Source organism: Kitasatospora sp. NPDC051164, from assembly GCF_044455625.1.
In the GTDB taxonomy this organism is placed as follows: Bacteria; Actinomycetota; Actinomycetes; order Streptomycetales; family Streptomycetaceae; genus Kitasatospora.
In genome coordinates, this window is sequence record NZ_JBITFB010000020.1 from 203258 (window position 1) to 218356 (window position 15099).

14 protein-coding genes are annotated in these 15099 nt (G+C 75.3%); 9 read left to right on the forward strand and 5 right to left on the reverse strand.

Going from position 1 to position 15099, the window contains the following annotated elements; all coding sequences use genetic code 11:
• The first annotated feature begins 91 nt into the window (after positions 1-91).
• From ACIBEC_RS28765 to ACIBEC_RS28775, 3 genes are read left to right on the forward strand one after another with little or no spacing between them, the layout of a single operon-like run.
• Positions 92-2284 (forward strand): protein kinase, encoded by a 2193-nt coding sequence (locus tag ACIBEC_RS28765; RefSeq protein ID WP_360497756.1) that lies wholly within the window; start codon positions 92-94, stop codon positions 2282-2284.
• Complete coding sequence (locus tag ACIBEC_RS28770) at positions 2281-4419, forward strand: serine/threonine-protein kinase (RefSeq protein WP_360497759.1); 2139 nt, start codon at positions 2281-2283, stop codon at positions 4417-4419. Before ACIBEC_RS28765 ends, ACIBEC_RS28770 begins: the two co-directional genes overlap by 4 nt.
• A 25-nt stretch (positions 4420-4444) precedes the next feature.
• On the forward strand, positions 4445-5248 hold the full coding sequence (locus tag ACIBEC_RS28775) for a hypothetical protein (protein WP_360497762.1): 804 nt from the start codon (positions 4445-4447) through the stop codon (positions 5246-5248).
• Between the two features lie 161 nt (positions 5249-5409).
• Here the strand turns inward: ACIBEC_RS28775 and ACIBEC_RS28780 are convergent, their stop codons facing one another.
• Positions 5410-6240 carry a helix-turn-helix transcriptional regulator gene (locus ACIBEC_RS28780; RefSeq protein WP_360497820.1) on the reverse strand — a complete coding sequence of 277 codons (831 nt, stop codon included), beginning with the start codon at positions 6238-6240 and terminating at the stop codon, positions 5410-5412.
• 145 nt (positions 6241-6385) lie between these two features.
• On the opposite strand from ACIBEC_RS28780, the gene ACIBEC_RS28785 reads away from it, so the two are divergent.
• Both ACIBEC_RS28785 and ACIBEC_RS28790 read left to right on the forward strand, forming a co-directional pair.
• Entirely contained in the window at positions 6386-6916 is a 531-nt protein-coding gene (locus ACIBEC_RS28785) for an EF-hand domain-containing protein (protein ID WP_360497765.1), read from the forward strand.
• 428 nt (positions 6917-7344) lie between these two features.
• The gene (locus ACIBEC_RS28790) at positions 7345-8202 is read left to right on the forward strand and encodes an NAD(P)-dependent oxidoreductase (protein WP_360497768.1); all 858 of its coding nucleotides are present in this window, start codon (positions 7345-7347) and stop codon (positions 8200-8202) included.
• Positions 8203-8280: 78 nt separating this feature from the next.
• Here ACIBEC_RS28790 and fusA read toward each other — a convergent pair whose 3' ends face one another.
• From fusA to ACIBEC_RS28805, 3 genes are all read right to left on the reverse strand, one after another.
• The gene (gene fusA, locus ACIBEC_RS28795) at positions 8281-10356 is read right to left on the reverse strand and encodes an elongation factor G (RefSeq protein ID WP_360497771.1); all 2076 of its coding nucleotides are present in this window, start codon (positions 10354-10356) and stop codon (positions 8281-8283) included.
• A 420-nt stretch (positions 10357-10776) separates the two neighbouring features.
• Positions 10777-11286, reverse strand: a complete 510-nt coding sequence (locus tag ACIBEC_RS28800) for a hemerythrin domain-containing protein (RefSeq protein ID WP_360497774.1) — start codon at positions 11284-11286, stop codon at positions 10777-10779.
• Positions 11287-11363: 77 nt separating this feature from the next.
• On the reverse strand, positions 11364-12296 hold the full coding sequence (locus ACIBEC_RS28805; RefSeq protein ID WP_360497777.1) for an EamA family transporter: 933 nt from the start codon (positions 12294-12296) through the stop codon (positions 11364-11366).
• Between the two features lie 49 nt (positions 12297-12345).
• Between ACIBEC_RS28805 and ACIBEC_RS28810 the strand changes: the two genes are divergently transcribed.
• From ACIBEC_RS28810 to ACIBEC_RS28820, 3 genes are all read left to right on the forward strand, one after another.
• Positions 12346-12915: a MarR family transcriptional regulator gene (locus ACIBEC_RS28810; protein WP_360497780.1), complete on the forward strand. Its 570-nt coding sequence runs from the start codon at positions 12346-12348 to the stop codon at positions 12913-12915.
• Between the two features lie 76 nt (positions 12916-12991).
• Positions 12992-13513 carry a DUF6328 family protein gene (locus ACIBEC_RS28815; RefSeq protein WP_360497783.1) on the forward strand — a complete coding sequence of 174 codons (522 nt, stop codon included), beginning with the start codon at positions 12992-12994 and terminating at the stop codon, positions 13511-13513.
• 262 nt (positions 13514-13775) lie between these two features.
• Entirely contained in the window at positions 13776-14399 is a 624-nt protein-coding gene (locus ACIBEC_RS28820) for an AAA family ATPase (protein ID WP_360497786.1), read from the forward strand.
• 60 nt (positions 14400-14459) lie between these two features.
• Here the strand turns inward: ACIBEC_RS28820 and ACIBEC_RS28825 are convergent, their stop codons facing one another.
• Positions 14460-14858 (reverse strand): hypothetical protein, encoded by a 399-nt coding sequence (locus tag ACIBEC_RS28825; protein ID WP_360497789.1) that lies wholly within the window; start codon positions 14856-14858, stop codon positions 14460-14462.
• Between the two features lie 152 nt (positions 14859-15010).
• On the opposite strand from ACIBEC_RS28825, the gene ACIBEC_RS28830 reads away from it, so the two are divergent.
• On the forward strand, positions 15011-15099 hold an 89-nt coding region (locus ACIBEC_RS28830; RefSeq protein ID WP_360497822.1), incomplete at its 3' end, for a helix-turn-helix domain-containing protein.

Sequence of the window (15099 nt, forward strand, 5' to 3'; positions counted from 1 at the left end):
GTCCCGGCATTGACCGTACGTCAGGGCGCCCGACGGGTGTGCCGCGCATGCCACTCTGGCTATGGTGGCGGACTACACTCGTGGAGGCTTGGTGGCCGCCGACAGGAACGGCAGGGACGTGCAGGCACGACCGGCGGTGTTCGTGGGCCCGCATCAACTGCTGCGGCCCCTGGGCGAGGGCGGGATGGGTGAGGTGTACCTCGCGCGCTCACCCGGGCTCAGGCTGCTCGCGGTGAAGGTCATCCGCCCCGAGTTCGCCGATGACCCGCAGTTCCAGCAGCGTTTCCAGCAGGAGGTGGAGGCCGCACGGCGGGTGACCGGCTTTCACACCCCGCCGGTGGTGGATGCGGAACCTCGCGGCCGCAGGCCCTGGCTGGCCACGTCCTACCTGCCTGCTCCCACGCTCAGCGAAGTGATCACGCGGTTCGGCGTCCTCGGCGAGGCGGGAGCGCGGGCCCTGGGGGCCGGGCTCGCCGAGGCGCTGGTGGCGATCCACGCGGCGGGCGTCGTGCACCGTGACCTCAAGCCGGGCAACGTGCTGATAGCCCGGGACGGGCCGCGTGTCATCGACTTCGGCATCAGCCGTGCCTTCGACGCCGTCCACCTGACCCGCACGGGCACGGTGTGCGGCACGCCCGGATACATCGCCCCCGAGCGGATCGTCTCCGCCTCGGTCGCCTACGCGGCGGCGGACGTCTTCTCACTCGGCTGCCTGCTCGTGTACGTCCTCACCGGCCGCACCCCGTTCGGCGGCGGCGAGCCCGCCCAGATCAACCGGCGCGTCGTGTACGAGGAGCCCGACCTCTCCGGAGTGCCGGCCGCGCTGCGCCCGCTGGTCGCCGCCTGTCTGGACAAGGATCCGGCCCGGCGCCCCACGCCGGCGGTCCTGTTGGGCGCACTGGCCCCGGCCGGTCCGGAGATGTTCCTGACCCCGGGACTGCTCGCCGACCTCGACGCCCGGGAGCGGCAGGCCGCGATCGACCTGGCCGCGCCGCCCGCCGATCCGCCCGCGCTGCCGGTGCGGACGTGGCAGTCGCTCACCCGCCGCGGCCTGTTCGGCCTCGGCGCCGGGCTCGGTGCGGGTGCGGTCGTCGCCGCCGGAGTGCCGCTGCTGCTCACCCGCCGGGCGCAGATAGCGGGCAACACCGCCACGGTGGGCAAGCCCACGAACGCCTGGGGGGCCGCTGCCACGGTGCCCGACCCGCTGCCCGCAGCCCCGTCACCGCTGTGGACCGGTCAGGACAGCGGCTTGATGATGGCTCAGCTGAGTGTCCTCGGGTCCACCCCGGTGCGGTGGGCCGAGGGGCAGGGCGCACGCGGTTTCGACGGTTCGACGGGGCACCAGCTCTGGTCGCAGCCCAGCGTCCAGTTCTTCCAGGCACAGAACGGCCTGCTCTACGGCACCTCCATGGACTTCGGGAGCCTGGTGTGGCTGGATGCCACGGCCGCCACCCACAGCAGCCCGCTCCCCGTGCCCGCGTCGCAGCGCACCGCCGCCGCGATAAGCCTGCGGGTCTTCGGTGCGGACAGCCGCACCGTGGTGCTGGCCTACCAGACGAGCGTCACCGGTGGCGGCGTCGTCATGGGGACCGATCAGAGCAGCGGGCAGGTGCTGTGGCAGCACGAGGTCACCCAGAGCATGGCGGTGAGCACGGCACGCCACATGGAGACCGAGCTGAGCGGTTCCGGCAGTTCGATGGGCCTGGTCGCCGACGGCCGCTGCTACTACCAGGACAGCGACGTCCTGTACGCGGTGGACCTGCGCACCGGCGCCTCCCTCTGGCAGGCCACCGGCCTCGCACCCGGCACGAACGCGCTGCCCTCACGGCTGCTGCGGGCCGGTGAACTGCTGCTGGTCGTCAACGGCCAGGCGGTCGTCGCCCTCGACGCGGCCACCGGGCAGCAGCGCTGGACCGCTCCCACCGTCCCGCAGACGGTCTTCGGCTGTGCGCTCGGCACGGACAGGCTGCTGCTGTGCGGGGCACTGGACACCGTGTACTGCCTGGACATCACGACCGGCAAGGGGCTGTGGCACACGACCGTGGCGGTGGCGACCGGGACGAGCACGGGATTCCGGGCGCCATCCGCCGGTGACGGCTTCTTCGCCGTCCCGATGGTCAACCAGCCGTCCGGGGTGGTCGTGCTGGACGCCGCCGACGGCACGATCCACTGGGCCGCGCACGGGACCTCCGACGAGGGCCAGTGGACCACCGCCGCCGCCGGCGGGACGCTCTACTGCGTCTCCGCCACCACGCTGCACGCCTTCCGGGCCGCCGGCGCATGAGCGCGGAGAGCATCGGCCCGTACCGGATCCTGCGCAAACTCGGGGCCGGGGGCATGGGAGCCGTCTACCTCGCCACCACCGACAGCGGACGCCCCGTCGCCGTGAAGACCGTGCAGGAGCAGTACGCGGCCGACACCGGGTTCCGGCGCAGGTTCACCCAGGAGGTGGCGGCGGCACGGGCCGTCAACGGGGCCTACACCGTGGCCGTGGTGGACGCCGACACCGAGGCGGACATCCCCTGGCTGGCGACCGAGTTCGTCGCCGGCCCGTCGCTGCACGAGGCCGTGGCGCGGCACGGGGCACTCGACGGGACGGCACTGCAGGTGCTGGGCGCGGGACTGGTGGAGGCGCTCGCCGCGATCCACCGGGCCCGGACCATCCACCGGGACCTCAAACCCTCGAACATCCTGATCACCCGGGACGGCCCGAGGGTCATCGACTTCGGTATCAGCAAGCCGACCGCCGATGCGGCACCCACCGCCAGCGGCGAGATCATCGGCACACCCGGGTTCATGTCCCCCGAACACGCGGCAGGCAGGGATCTCACCCCCGCCAGCGACCTGTTCTCCCTCGGCGCGGTGCTGGCCTTCGCGGCCACCGGCCGTGCGCCGTTCGGTGAGGGCCCGCCCGCGGTGCTGATCTACCGGGCGTCCGAGGAGCCCCCCGATCTCGACGGAGTGCCGCAGGAACTGCTGGGACTGCTGCTGCGCTGCCTGGACCGGGACCCGTACCGCAGGCCCGCGCCGGCCGAGCTCGCCAGGGCGTTCCGGTACGGCCCGGCGGTCGGCACCGGCTGGCTGGGCGTGGCCGAGCGCAGCGTGCGCCGGCACGAGCGTGAACTCGACCGCGTGCTGAAGGACCCGGACGGCACCCGGCGGCGGCTGGTCGTCCTCGGCGGGGCGCTGCTCGCCACGGCGGCTGTGGGCGGTGGCGCCTGGGCGCTGTGGCCGGGCCCGGGGGTGGCCGGGGACGTGCCGCTGCGGACCTGGACGGCCACGCTGCCCCGGGCCGGCATGGCCCCCGTCGGCTGCGGGCCGGCGGCCGTGGTGTGCGCCGACCGCACGGGCGTGGTCGGCTACGCGCGGTCCGACGGGCGGACGTTGTGGAGCACCACGGAGGGAGCGGGAATCCTCCCGGCCAGCGACGGCAGCCGGGTGTGGACCGTGGGCTCCGACGGCTCGGTGCAGGCGTACGACGCGACCAGCGGTGCCCGGCTGTGGCGTTCGGCCGACACCGTTCCCGGCGCACAGTCCGTCTCGCTGCCGGTACCGGGCCTGCTGCTGGTGAGCGGGCAAGGCGGTGCGCTGCACGGCTTCGACGCGGTCACAGGCGGGAGGCGGTGGGCCAGTTCGGCGCTCGGCACCTCGTATCGCCTCCAGGCCATGCCCCAGGCCGCACTGCTGGTCATGCTGTTCCTCGGGGACCTGGCGGGGGCGGTGAAGGGCGAGTTCCACTCCGTGGCGCTCGACGCCGCGACCGGACGGCAGCGCTGGTCGCTCGACGTCCAGGACCTGTACGCCCCGCCGAGCGGCGACCGGCTGTACGCCCTGACGTCGGACCTCGCCCTCACCGCGGTGGACGCCGGGGACGGATCCACCGCCTGGAGCCGGCCCAGCGGGCTTCCCCCGGCCTCGGCGACGATGGCCGCCGGCGCCTACGAACGTTCGCTCTCGCTCCACCAGGGAGTCCTCACCTGCCTGCCGGCCCTCGCGGTGGCGAGCGCGGAGCAGAAGATCGCCACGGCAGCCTTCGACGCCGCGCAGGGCACCCCGCTCTGGAACGGCTCACATCCCGGAACCATCACCGGATACGCGGACGCCGCAGGCGTGGTCGCGCTCGGCGGGCCGCAGGGCGCGAGTGGCATCGCGCTGCGCACCGGGCACACCGCGTGGACCTGGCGGTCGGCACAGGGGACGGCCACCGTGCGGGCCGCCACCGGGAAGCTGGTCCTCGCCACCGCGCCCACCGCCACCGGTGGCGTCGCCCTGCAGGCGCTCGCCGCCGCCGACGGCACCTCGCTGTGGCACCAGGACTTCGCCCGGCAGCAAGGAGACCCGCAGGTCCTCCTCCAGGACTCGGTCCTGCTGGTCGGCTACGGAACCGGTCTGACCGCCTATCGCCTGCCCTCCGCCTGACAGCCCCAGGAAGGTTCACCACGAGATGGCCGACATCGAGGACACCCCGCCCGCGACACTGCCGCTGCCGACGGCCGCCGCCACGCGCCCGCTTCCGCCGCGGCCCACCCCGGCGACCCTCCCGGACCAGGCCGACCTGCGCCCCGCCGGACCCGCCCGGCGCTGGACCTGGCTGCTCGGCGGCATCACGGCCGGTGCGGGCGCCGCAGCACTCGTCCTGAGCCTGGTGGCCACCCTCGTCAGCCCGGCGGCGACCGCGCCGGCGGCCGCCGCGGCCACCTCGGCCGCCACCTCGGCCACGGCGTCCTCCCCCGCCTCGGCACAGCCTGCCGACATGCCCTACACCAGGCTGGCCAAAGGCTGTTCGCTGATGAGCCCCGCCACGGTCGACCGCTACGCCGCAGGGGCCACGTGCACCGAGGCAAGCACCACCGGGGGCGACAACACCTCACGTGGACTGTGGAACACCAAGGACCCCCGCAGCGGCTACACGTCCGTGCAGGTCGAAGTCCAACTGGGCCCGATGGGTGAGAGCGTCTACCAGCAAATGCTGACCGTCGACCGGTCGACGTTGCCCACCGGCGGCCTGAAGATCACCGAGGACCGGGCGGTTCCCGGTCTCGGCGACAAGGCGGCCCTGATCTACAGCACCGGAGGCGGCGTCGGCCGGGTCGACCTCATGGTTCTCCAGCGCAATGCGCTGGTCTCCGTCACGTTCACGGGGGCCACCCTCTCGGGCTACACCCCGCAGCCCCTCCCGAGCGCCACCGCCGAGGCCGCTGCCACCGCCTGCGCACAGGACGCGCTGGCCACACTCACCACCTCGTGAACCCCGCCGGCACCACGGTCTGTGCCGCCGACGGCCCGCCCAGCCTACGGGCAGCGGCGCCGGCGGTGCCGCGGCGGGGCCTCGGGCCGGACAGCGGGCAGCGGGCAGCGGGCAGCGGCGGGGACCTCAGGCCTCGGGTTTCAGGCCTCAGGGATCAGGGATCAGGCCGGGGCGCCGACGACGCGCAGCAGGTCCAGGCGGGAGGCGCAGTCGCTGCCGGGGGCGGCGGTGTGCACGAGCAGCAGCTGGTCCTCGCCGCCGGCGGCCAGCACCTCGCACTCCAGGTCCAGCTCCCCCACCACCGGGTGCAGCACCCGCTTGCGGCCGCTGCGCCGCCGGGCGACCTCGTGGCGCTCCCAGTGGGAGGTGAACTCATCGCCGGTGGCGAGGAGTTGCTCCAGCAGTTCGGCGGCGCGCCGGTCCCCGGGGCGGGCGGTGCGGGCGGCGCGCAGGGCGGCGACGTGGGCGCGGGCCAGGTCTTCGTGGTCCTCGGGCGGGAACAGTGCCCGGGTGTGCGGTTCGGTGAACCAGCGCAGCAGCAGGTTGCGCCGCCCGGGCGGCAGGGCGCCGGTGTCGCCGAAGACGGCGGCGGCCATCGCGTTCTGCGCGAGGACGTCGCCGAGGTCGGAGACCACCTGGGCGGGTGTGTCGTGCAGCCGGTCCAGGATCAGCAGCAGCCCCGGCCGCACGTGCCCGAGCGGCCCGTGCCGGCGAGGCGGCTCGTGCCCGGCGAGGCGGAACAGGTGGTCGCGTTCGTCCTCGCTGAGCCGCAGCGCCCGCGCCAGGGCGGCCAGCAGCTGCGGCGAGGGCTGCGGCCCGCGCCGCTGCTCCAGGCGCGCGTAGTAGTCCACCGACAGGCCCGCCACCTGCGCGACCTCCTCGCGCCGCAACCCGGGCGTGCGGCGCCGCGCCCCGGGCGGCAGCCCCAGGTCGGCGGGGGCGAGCCGGGCCCGGGTCCGGGTGAGGAAGTCGGCCAGCGCCGCGCGATCGATCATGCCCCCAGCATGGCGCGCCGGGCGGTCCGCAGCCAGGGACCGCCGATCCCTGCCTCGACGGGCCGCGCCTCCCCGGCGCCGACTCGCCCCACCGATAGCGTTCCGGTCGTAAAACTCCCTACTACGAACGGATGGTGACGATATGTCGGACGAGGCGAAGCGGCGCATCTTCGCGATGCTGGACAGCGACGGCGACGGCGCGATCACGCACGACGAGTACCTCGCCCGGGTCGACCGGGCGGCCTCGGCCTTCGGACGCGGCCCGCAGGACCCGCTGGTCGCTGCGGCCCGCGCGACCCACCAGGAGGTCTTCCGGCAGATGGACGGCGACGGGGACGGCGGCGTCACCTTCGAGGAGTACCGCCTCTGGGCGGGCCACGAAGCCTTCGAGCAGACCTGCCGGCCCGCCCTCGGATCGCTGTTCGACCTCGCCGACGGCGACGGCGACGGGCGCCTGACCCGCGAGGAGTTCACCCGGCTGCGCACGGCGAGCGGCAACCCGGCCGAGGGGGCCGACGCCGCGTTCGACGCCCTGGACCCCGACGGCGAGGGCACCGTGGACCGCGCCGCCTACCTGGCCGCGATCAGCGCGTTCCTCACCACCGGCTCCTCCCCCATGGCCGGCGCCTACGGCGACGGCCGGCCGGACCTTCGGGAGCTGCCCGTCCACTGACCGGAGCCCGCAGGGCCGGCGTGCTCTCCCGCACGCCCGTGGGGAACCGGCCGGGGCGCGCTTGGTCGGCCCCGGCCGGGCCAGGTGAGGGCGGGCGGTCGGCCGGGAATTCGGGTGCCCAGCCGGTGGGTGCGTGCGTGCGAGCAGCGGACCCTGGTGACCGCGGTCGTCCCCGACGAGGACCCGGCCCGCGAACCGACGGTGCGCTTCGATCCACAGGGGCGCCGACGGCTGCGCCCTGAGCGGCGCGCAGGCGCTGCGGCTCATCGAGGAGGCGGCGGCCGGCTGACCGCTCGGGGCGTATCCGGTCGGACGCCCCAGCCAGGGATCGGCGGTCCCTGGATCGGGGGGTCTCTTGGCGCGCCTGCCGCGCCGCGGGCAGGGTGGTGGGCGTCGGAGGAAAACAACTCTCCTGGAGGAGACGGGCGATGGCGACGATCCTGGTGACGGGCGCGACCGGTTCGGTCGGGAGCCGGCTGGTGCCGCGGCTGGTGCGGTGGGCCGGGGCGGACGGCTCGGCGGTGCGGGTGCTGGCGCGGGACGCGGCGAAGGCGGCCGTACTGGCGGGGCCGGGCGTGGAGGTGGTGGTCGGCGACCTGTGCGAGGAGGCGGACCGGGCGCGGGCGCTGGACGGGGCCGAGGTGGTGCTGAACGTCGCGGCGGCGCTGCGCGGGGTGCCGGAGGAGACGGCGTGGGCGGTCAACCGGGACGCGGCGGTGGCGCTGGGCCGGGAGGCGGCGAAGGCGGGGGTGGCGCGGTTCGTCCACACCAGTACGAACCTGGTGTACGGGCGGGGGCTGGGACGCCCCGCCGTGGAGGACGACCGGCCGGCGCCGGATCCGGCGTGGGGGGTGTACGCGGCGTCCAAGGCGCAGGCGGAGGCCGGGCTGCGCGCACTGGGCGACGAACTTCCGCTGGTGGTGGCGAGGTTGGCGTTCGTGTATGGGGAGGGCGATCCGCATCTGGCGCAGTCGCTGCAGTGGGCCGCCGACTGGCCCGCGCACCAGCGCCTGGCGGTGGTGCACCACGCGGACGTGGCGCAGGCGCTGTGGCGGGCGGTGTCCGTGCCCGGGATCGAGGGGCGTACGTACAACGTGGGCGACGACGCGCCGCTGACGGCCTGGGACCTGCACGCGCTCAACGGCCTGACGCATCCGGGCGGTTCGCCGGATGCGCCGTTCGACCCGTGGGAGGGCCAGGTGTCGACGGCCGCGGCGCGCCGGGACCTGGGCTGGCGGCCGCTGTACCCGTCGGCGTGGGCGGCGGCCGAGGCCGGGGCGCTGTAGGGGCCGGGGCCCGGACCCGTCGGTCGGGTGCGGGCCGGTGCCCGGCCCTCCCGGGGACGGGAGGGCCGGGCACCGGGCTCAGCCGGCGCTCACGGGCGAGGGCGACGGCGAGGGTGACGGCGCGGGCGCGTAGCCGGCCGGGCGGGTGGTGAAGGTGCCGCGGCCCTGGGTGCGCCCGCGCAGGCGGCTCGCGTAGCCGAACAGTTCGGCCAGCGGCACCAGCGCGCTCACCTGCGCGGTGCCGCCGCGTCCGGCCGTGGTGGCCCGGACGTGGCCGCGCCGGGCGGCGAGGTCGCCGAGGACGGTGCCCAGCGCGTCCTCGGGCACGGTGACCGTCACCTCCGCGACCGGCTCCAGCAGCCGCATCCGCGAGGCCCGCAGCGCCTCGCGCAGGCCGAGGCGGGCGGCGGTGCGGAAGGCGAGCTCGGAGGAGTCCTTGGGGTGGGTGGCCCCGTCGGTGAGGGTGACGGCGACGCCGGTGACCGGGTGGCCGCCGAGCGGGCCCTCGGCGAGGGCGTCGCGGCAGCCGGCCTCGACGGCCTGCACGTACTCGCGCGGCACGCGCCCGCCGGTGACGGTGGAGGCGAACCCGAACTCCCCCTCGCTGCCGTCCGCGAGCGGGTGGACGTCGAGGACGAGGTGCGCGAACTGGCCCGCGCCGCCGTCCTGCTTGGCGTGCCGGTACACGAAGCCGCGCACGCCCTCGACCAGGGCCTCGCGCAGCGCGACCGTCGGCCGTCCGGTGACCGCCTCGATGCCGCTGTCGCGCCGCACCTTCTCCACCGCCACCTCCAGGTGCAGCTCGCCCAGCCCCGACAGGGTGCGCTGCCCGGTCTCGGGGTCGGTGGCCAGGCGCAGCGAGGGGTCCTCCTCGGCCAGGCGGGCCAGGGCGGCGGCGAGTTTGTCGGTGTCGGTGGCGCGGCGGGCCTCGACGGCGACGGTGACGACCGGTTCGGCGCTCACGGGTGCCTCCAGGAGGACGGGGTGGTCGGGGTCGCACAGGGTGGCGCCGACGCGGGCGGTCTTGGGGCCGATGACGGCGACGATGTCGCCGGCGCGGGCGTGGTCGGTCTCGGTGTGGCGGTCGGCCATGACGCGCAGGATGCGGGCGACGCGTTCGCGGCGTCCGGTGGCGGTGTCGAGCACGGTCGCTCCCTTGTGCAGGGTGCCGGCGTACAGGCGCAGGTAGGTGAGGCGGCCGGTGGGGGCCGCGACGACCTTGAACGCCAGGGCGGTCAGGGGCTGTTCGGGGTCGGCGGTGCGCTGCTGCGCGCCGTCGGCCGAGCGGACGGGCGGGACGTCGAGCGGGGAGGGCAGGTAGGCGACGGCGGCGTCCAGGAGGGGTTCGATGCCGCGGTTGCGGTAGGCGGAGCCGCACAGCACGACCACGGCCTCGCCGGTGCGGGTGAGTTCGCGCAGGGCGGTGGCGAGGGTGGCGGCGGTGACGGTGCCGTGGGCGCAGAACTCCTCCAGGGCTTCGGGGTTCAGTTCGGCGACGGCCTCCTCCAGGGCGCGGCGCCGTTGGGCGGCCTGGTCGGCGAGGTGGGCGGGCACCGGGCCCTCGGCGGCCGGGGTGCCGTCGTCGTGCCAGGTGTGGGCGCGCAGGTGCAGCAGGTCGACGACGCCGGTGAACGACTCCTCGGTGCCGATGGGCAGTTGGACGGCGAGCGGGCGCGGGTGCAGGCGTTCGCGGATGGAGGCGACGGCGGTGTCCAGGTCGGCGCCGGCGCGGTCGAGTTTGTTGACGAAGGCGATGCGGGGCACGCCGTGGCGTTCGGCCTGGCGCCAGACGGACTCGCTCTGCGGCTCGACGCCGGCGACCGCGTCGAACACCGCCACCGCGCCGTCCAGGACGCGCAGCGAGCGTTCGACCTCGTCGGCGAAGTCGACGTGGCCGGGGGTGTCGATGAGGTTGATCCGGTGTCCGGCCCAGGCGCAGCTGACGGCGGCGGCGAAGATGGTGATGCCGCGGTCGCGTTCCTGGGGGTCGAAGTCGGTGACGGTGGTGCCGTCGTGGACTTCGCCGCGCTTGTGGGTGGTGCCGGTGAGGTAGAGGATCCGCTCGGTGACGGTGGTCTTGCCGGCGTCGACGTGGGCGAGGATGCCGAGGTTGCGGACGGCGGCAATGGCGGAGGCGGTGGTGTCGGTGCGCATGGCCCGGGTGCCTTTCGAGGCGTTTTCCTGCGGGTGGGCGCGCGATTCGGCGGTGCTGACGACACGTCAGGTGCGTTTTCCTGGCGGGCCCGTGCGGGCCGTGGATGCCGGGGTTCAGACGGTGGCGGCACTGCTCCGGTGCCGGCCGCGCAGCGGGCACCGGGAGGACGGGGACACCAGGATCACCTCGTACCGCGACGCGGGAGAGGGGGCGGCGGCGCTCTGCTTCGGCACGGCCGCTCGCCCCCTCTCTCGTCTCGTCCGTCGGCACGGTCGGCCGCACGGCGTGGCGCGGCGCGGCTGCGTGGCGAGTGTAGGGAAGGCGGGCCGGGTGGGGCGACGGGTTTTACGGCGGCGGTTCTCCGGCGGCGGGTTCTGCGGCGGCGGGTTCTGCGACGGCGGGTTCTGCGACGGCGGGTTTTAAGACGGCGGGTTCTGCGGGGCCGCGAAGCGCAGCACCGGATCGGACCAGCCGTCGTCGGGCACCCCGGCGTCGAGGGCGGCGCCGATGGCGCGTTCCTCGTAGCCGAAGTGGGAGTCCATGATGGCGGCCAGGCCGTCGAGTTCGCGTCCGATCGCTTCCAGGCGGGCCGGGTCGGCATCGGACAGGTGGGCGGCCTGTTCGGCGAGGTCGCGGACGCGGGCGAGGATGGCGGAGATGAACCCGTGGTCCTCCACGAGTTTGGCGACGGTCGGCACCAAGTCGGGCCGTTCGTGGAGCAGTTGGGTGAAGAGGCCGCTGTCCTCGCCCTGGTGGTGGTTGGTCAGGGCGGTGCAGAAGGCCAGGCAGTGGGTGAGGAGCGTGTCGCCGTCCGGGCGGGGCCGGCCGAGGTGCGAGCGGACGTCGGCCAGGCGGAGGCGCAAGTCCTGGTGCGCGCGGGAGAGTTGAAGACTGAGGGCGGCCGTACGGCCGCCGGCGGGGGAGGCCACGGGTGGCGGTCCCTTCGGTTCCGCACCTCCATGCCTGACGCAGTCCGTCACCGGCACGCGATGCTGGCGCCAGCAGATCACGCGACCCGATCATCGGGCAAGCGCACACCCGTGGAAGGCTCGGCGGCGGCCTCGGCCGGCGAGGGCTGCGCCGACCGCCCGCGCGGCCGTCCGAGGAGGATCCCGGCCGCCACCAGCACCAGTCCCGCCCCCTGCCGCACCCCGAACGGGTCCCCGTCCAGCGCGGTGCCCAGCAGCACCCCGGCCAGCGGGTTGAGCAGCCCGAGCAGCCCCACCGTCCCGGCCGGCAGGTGGCGCAGCCCGGCGAACCAGCAGGTGAAGGCGAGGGCGGTGGCGATCAGGGTGGTGTAGGCGAAGGCGAGCAGGGTGGGGGTGTCCATCGCCGGGGGCGCGCCCTCGGTGGCGGCGGCCAGCGGCAGCAGCATCAGGCCGCCGGCGGTCAGCTGCCAGGAGGTGGCGGCCAGCGGGTCGGCGCCCTCGCGCCAGCGGGCGGCGAGCACGTAGCCGACGGAGGAGACGAGCATGGCCGCCGCCGAGGTGGCCAGCCCGGTCCAGCCGGTGGCGCCGCCGGTGCCGAGTCCCCCGAACAGGGCCAGCGCGACTCCGGCCAGGCCCACCACGGCGCCCGCCAGGTGGGCGCGGCGCGGGCGCTGGCCGGCCAGCGCCCAGGCGGTGAGCAGCATCGCCAGCGGGGAGGCGGCCATCACGGTGGCGGCGGCGCTGGTGGGCAGCAGTTGGGAGGCGAGGTAGAGCAGGACGAAGAAGACGGCGGTGTTGAGCAGTCCGAGCAGGGCGCTGCGCCACCACCACGGGCCATGCGGGCGGCGGCGGGCGAGGGCGAGCAGGAGCAGGCCGGCGGGCAGGGCGCGCAGGGCGGCACCCCACAGCGGGCGGTCGGCGGGCAGGTAGGCGTGGGTGACGTAGTAGTTGGCGCCCCAGGTGAGGGGGGCGAGGGCGGTCGGCAGCACCCACCGCACATTGGCTTCCATGGAAGACAATATAGCTTCTCGGGAAGCTATCCGCGCTACACTGGCTGCCATGGAGACCGACCACGCCGCCCACCGCGACCCCGGCGACCCCGGCGACCCCGGCGACCCCGGCGACCACGTCGCGCAGATCCAGACCGAGTGGCGGCGCGAACGCCCCGACCTCGACGTCTCCCCGCAGGCCGTCATCGGCCGCCTGCACCGCCTCGCCGCCCGCCTGACCGCCGAGCTCGCCCTCGTCTACCAGCGCTACGGCCTCGGCGAGGGCGAGTTCGACGTGCTCGCCGCGCTGCGCCGCGCCGGCGCCCCGTACGAACGGGCCCCCGGCGAACTCGCCGCCCACACGATGGTGACCACCGGCGCGATGACCAAGCGCATCGACCGCCTGGAACGCGCCGGACTGGTCACCCGCCGCCCCGCCGAGGACGACCGGCGCGGACGCGTCGTCGCCCTCACCGACGCCGGCCGGCGCCTGATCGACGAGGCGTTCACCGCCCATATGCGCAACGAGCACCGCCTGCTCGCCCACCTGGACCCCGAGGAGGCCGCCGCCCTGCAGACCCTGCTCACCGCCTGGCAGGCCCGGCTGGACGGCACCGGGCAGGCGGGCCACGACCGGTGACCGCGCCGGGCCCGCGCGCCCGCCACCGCCCCCGGCCTCCCGCGACCGGCCGCTGCCTCCCGCGACAATGTGGTCCATGACCAGCACGCCGCCCCCGCCGGACGCCCCTTCGCCCTCCGCCCCTCCCCCGCCCGGCTGGGAGAACCCCGCTGTCCGGGCCGACCGGCGCCTGGTGGAACTGCTGCAGGAACTGCGGGTGCTGCAGACCGGCGTGCAGATCGTCTTCGCTTTCCTCCTCGGCATCGCCTTCACCCCGCGCTTCGCCGAACTCACCGACGCCCAGCAGGACATCTACGTCGCCACCCTGCTGCTGGCCGTCGTCGCCGCGGCCGTCCTCGCCACCCCCGTCGCCCTGCACCGCGGCCTGTACCGCCACCCCGGCAAGGCACGGATCGTCACCGTCTCCGCCCGCATCGCCCAGGCCGGCCTGCTCCTGCTCGCCTGCGCGCTGACCGGCGCCGTCCTGCTCGTCCTCGACGTCATCCTCGGCGCGGCGGTGGCCGTGCCGATCACCTGCGTCATCGCGCTGATCTTCGCCGCCCTGTGGTTCGTCCTGCCCTGGGCCGTACGCCGCGCCACCACCCACGACCGCGCCTGACCACGCCTGACCGCGCCTGACCGCGCCGGCCGCCGCCTCCGCCGCTTCCGCTGCCCGCTTCCGGCGTCCGCTCGCCACCCGCTTCCGCCGCCCGTTTCCGCCGCCGCTTCCGCCGCCGGCACCACGGGGTGCGGGCGGCGAACCACGGACCGGGCCATGGGCCGGCTGTCGGGCGCCGGGGGCCGGGCCGGGAAGGCGCGCCCCGGCCGCCTCCCCCACCCCACCGAGCCCACCCGCACCCCGAACCGCTTACCGTGCCCGTATGCACACCGACGAAAACCCGTGGGACGTCCTGCTGATCGGCGGCGCCTCCGGGATCGGCAAGAGCCGCGCCGCCGCCCGACTCGCCGCCCGGCACGGGGCGTTCACGGTGGAGTTCGACGACATCGTCGCCGCCCTGCAGGCCGCCACCACCCCGGCCACCCACCCCGGCCTGCACCACTTCTCCGCCCCCGACCTCTCGGCCTCCGACGAGGCCCCCGCCGAGGCCAGGAGCGCCGAGCGCGTCCTCCAGTTGCAGATCGCCACCGCCCACGCCCTGGACGACGCCCTGCTCGGCGTCGTGCGCAACCGGCTCACCGTCGACGTGCCCGCCATCGTCGAGGGCGACTACCTCACCCCGCACGCCGCCGCCCGCGCCGCCGCCGAGGCCGCCGGGCAGGGACGGCGGGTACGGGCGGTCTTCCTCCACGAGGGCGACCCGCGGCGCATCGCCGCCAACTACGCCGAGCGCGAGCCCGGTTGCGGCCCGCAGCGCGAGCGCGCCGCCGTCAGCGCCCGCTACTCCGCCTGGCTCGTCGACCGGGCCGCCGCCCACGCCCTGCCCGTGGTCGACTGCCGCCCGTACGCCACCCTGCCCGAACGCCTGGCCGCCGCCCTGGCCTGACCGACCCCGGACGGCGCCTGCCGCACCGCAGCGCCCCGGCCGGGGTCACCGGAAGTGCCGCTACGCCGCCGGGCCGTCCTCGATGTCCGAGATCAGCTTCGTGCCCAGGTCGCTCTGCACCGCCAGCCGGGTGTGCGTGGCGTCGGGGCCGGCGCCCCAGGTCAGCGTGACGGTGGTGAACAGGTGCCCGGCGCCGGAGTCGTGGTACCGCACCTCCCAGCGGGTCGGCACGTCCTGGGCGCGCAGCACGCCGTCGGCGTGGTTGGCCTCCTCCCAGGCCGCCAGCCGCCGGCGCAGGTCCTCGGTGAGGTAGTGGGCGCGCAGTTCCTGGCCCAGGTCGTCGGTGCCGTCCGAGACGGCGTCGATGTAGGCGCCGTAGAAGTCGGCGACCCGGTCCACCGCGGAGTCCGGGCTGCCGCTGCGCACGGCGGAGCCCTCTTCGGTCCTGGTGTCGGTCATCGGATGTCTCCGTGGATACCCCCGGCTTCAGCCGGGGGAGGAAACGGACCGCCCGCGTAGCGGGGCAGGGGACGGCGGGTCGTCGTAGAGACGGACCGCCGGTTACCAACCGCCAGCAAATGGTCACAATCTGATGATGTATCGTATGATTCGTGCGGACCACTTCCGTGAAGCGGGCGTTCAAGTTCCGTTTCTATCCGACCGATGCGCAGGCGGCTGAGCTGTCGCGCACGTTCGGGTG

Excerpts from the sequence above, each read along its gene's own strand:
- ACIBEC_RS28770 (WP_360497759.1), top strand. The coding sequence starts at position 2,281 with ATGAGCGCGGAGAGCATCGGCCCGTACCGGATCCTGCGCAAACTCGGG.
- ACIBEC_RS28775 (WP_360497762.1), top strand. The coding sequence starts at position 4,445 with ATGGCCGACATCGAGGACACCCCGCCCGCGACACTGCCGCTGCCGACG.
- ACIBEC_RS28785 (WP_360497765.1), top strand. The coding sequence starts at position 6,386 with ATGTCGGACGAGGCGAAGCGGCGCATCTTCGCGATGCTGGACAGCGAC.
- ACIBEC_RS28790 (WP_360497768.1), top strand. The coding sequence starts at position 7,345 with ATGGCGACGATCCTGGTGACGGGCGCGACCGGTTCGGTCGGGAGCCGG.
- fusA (WP_360497771.1), bottom strand. The coding sequence starts at position 10,356 with ATGCGCACCGACACCACCGCCTCCGCCATTGCCGCCGTCCGCAACCTC.
- ACIBEC_RS28805 (WP_360497777.1), bottom strand. The coding sequence starts at position 12,296 with ATGGAAGCCAATGTGCGGTGGGTGCTGCCGACCGCCCTCGCCCCCCTC.
- ACIBEC_RS28810 (WP_360497780.1), top strand. The coding sequence starts at position 12,346 with ATGGAGACCGACCACGCCGCCCACCGCGACCCCGGCGACCCCGGCGAC.
- ACIBEC_RS28815 (WP_360497783.1), top strand. The coding sequence starts at position 12,992 with ATGACCAGCACGCCGCCCCCGCCGGACGCCCCTTCGCCCTCCGCCCCT.
- ACIBEC_RS28820 (WP_360497786.1), top strand. The coding sequence starts at position 13,776 with ATGCACACCGACGAAAACCCGTGGGACGTCCTGCTGATCGGCGGCGCC.
- ACIBEC_RS28825 (WP_360497789.1), bottom strand. The coding sequence starts at position 14,858 with ATGACCGACACCAGGACCGAAGAGGGCTCCGCCGTGCGCAGCGGCAGC.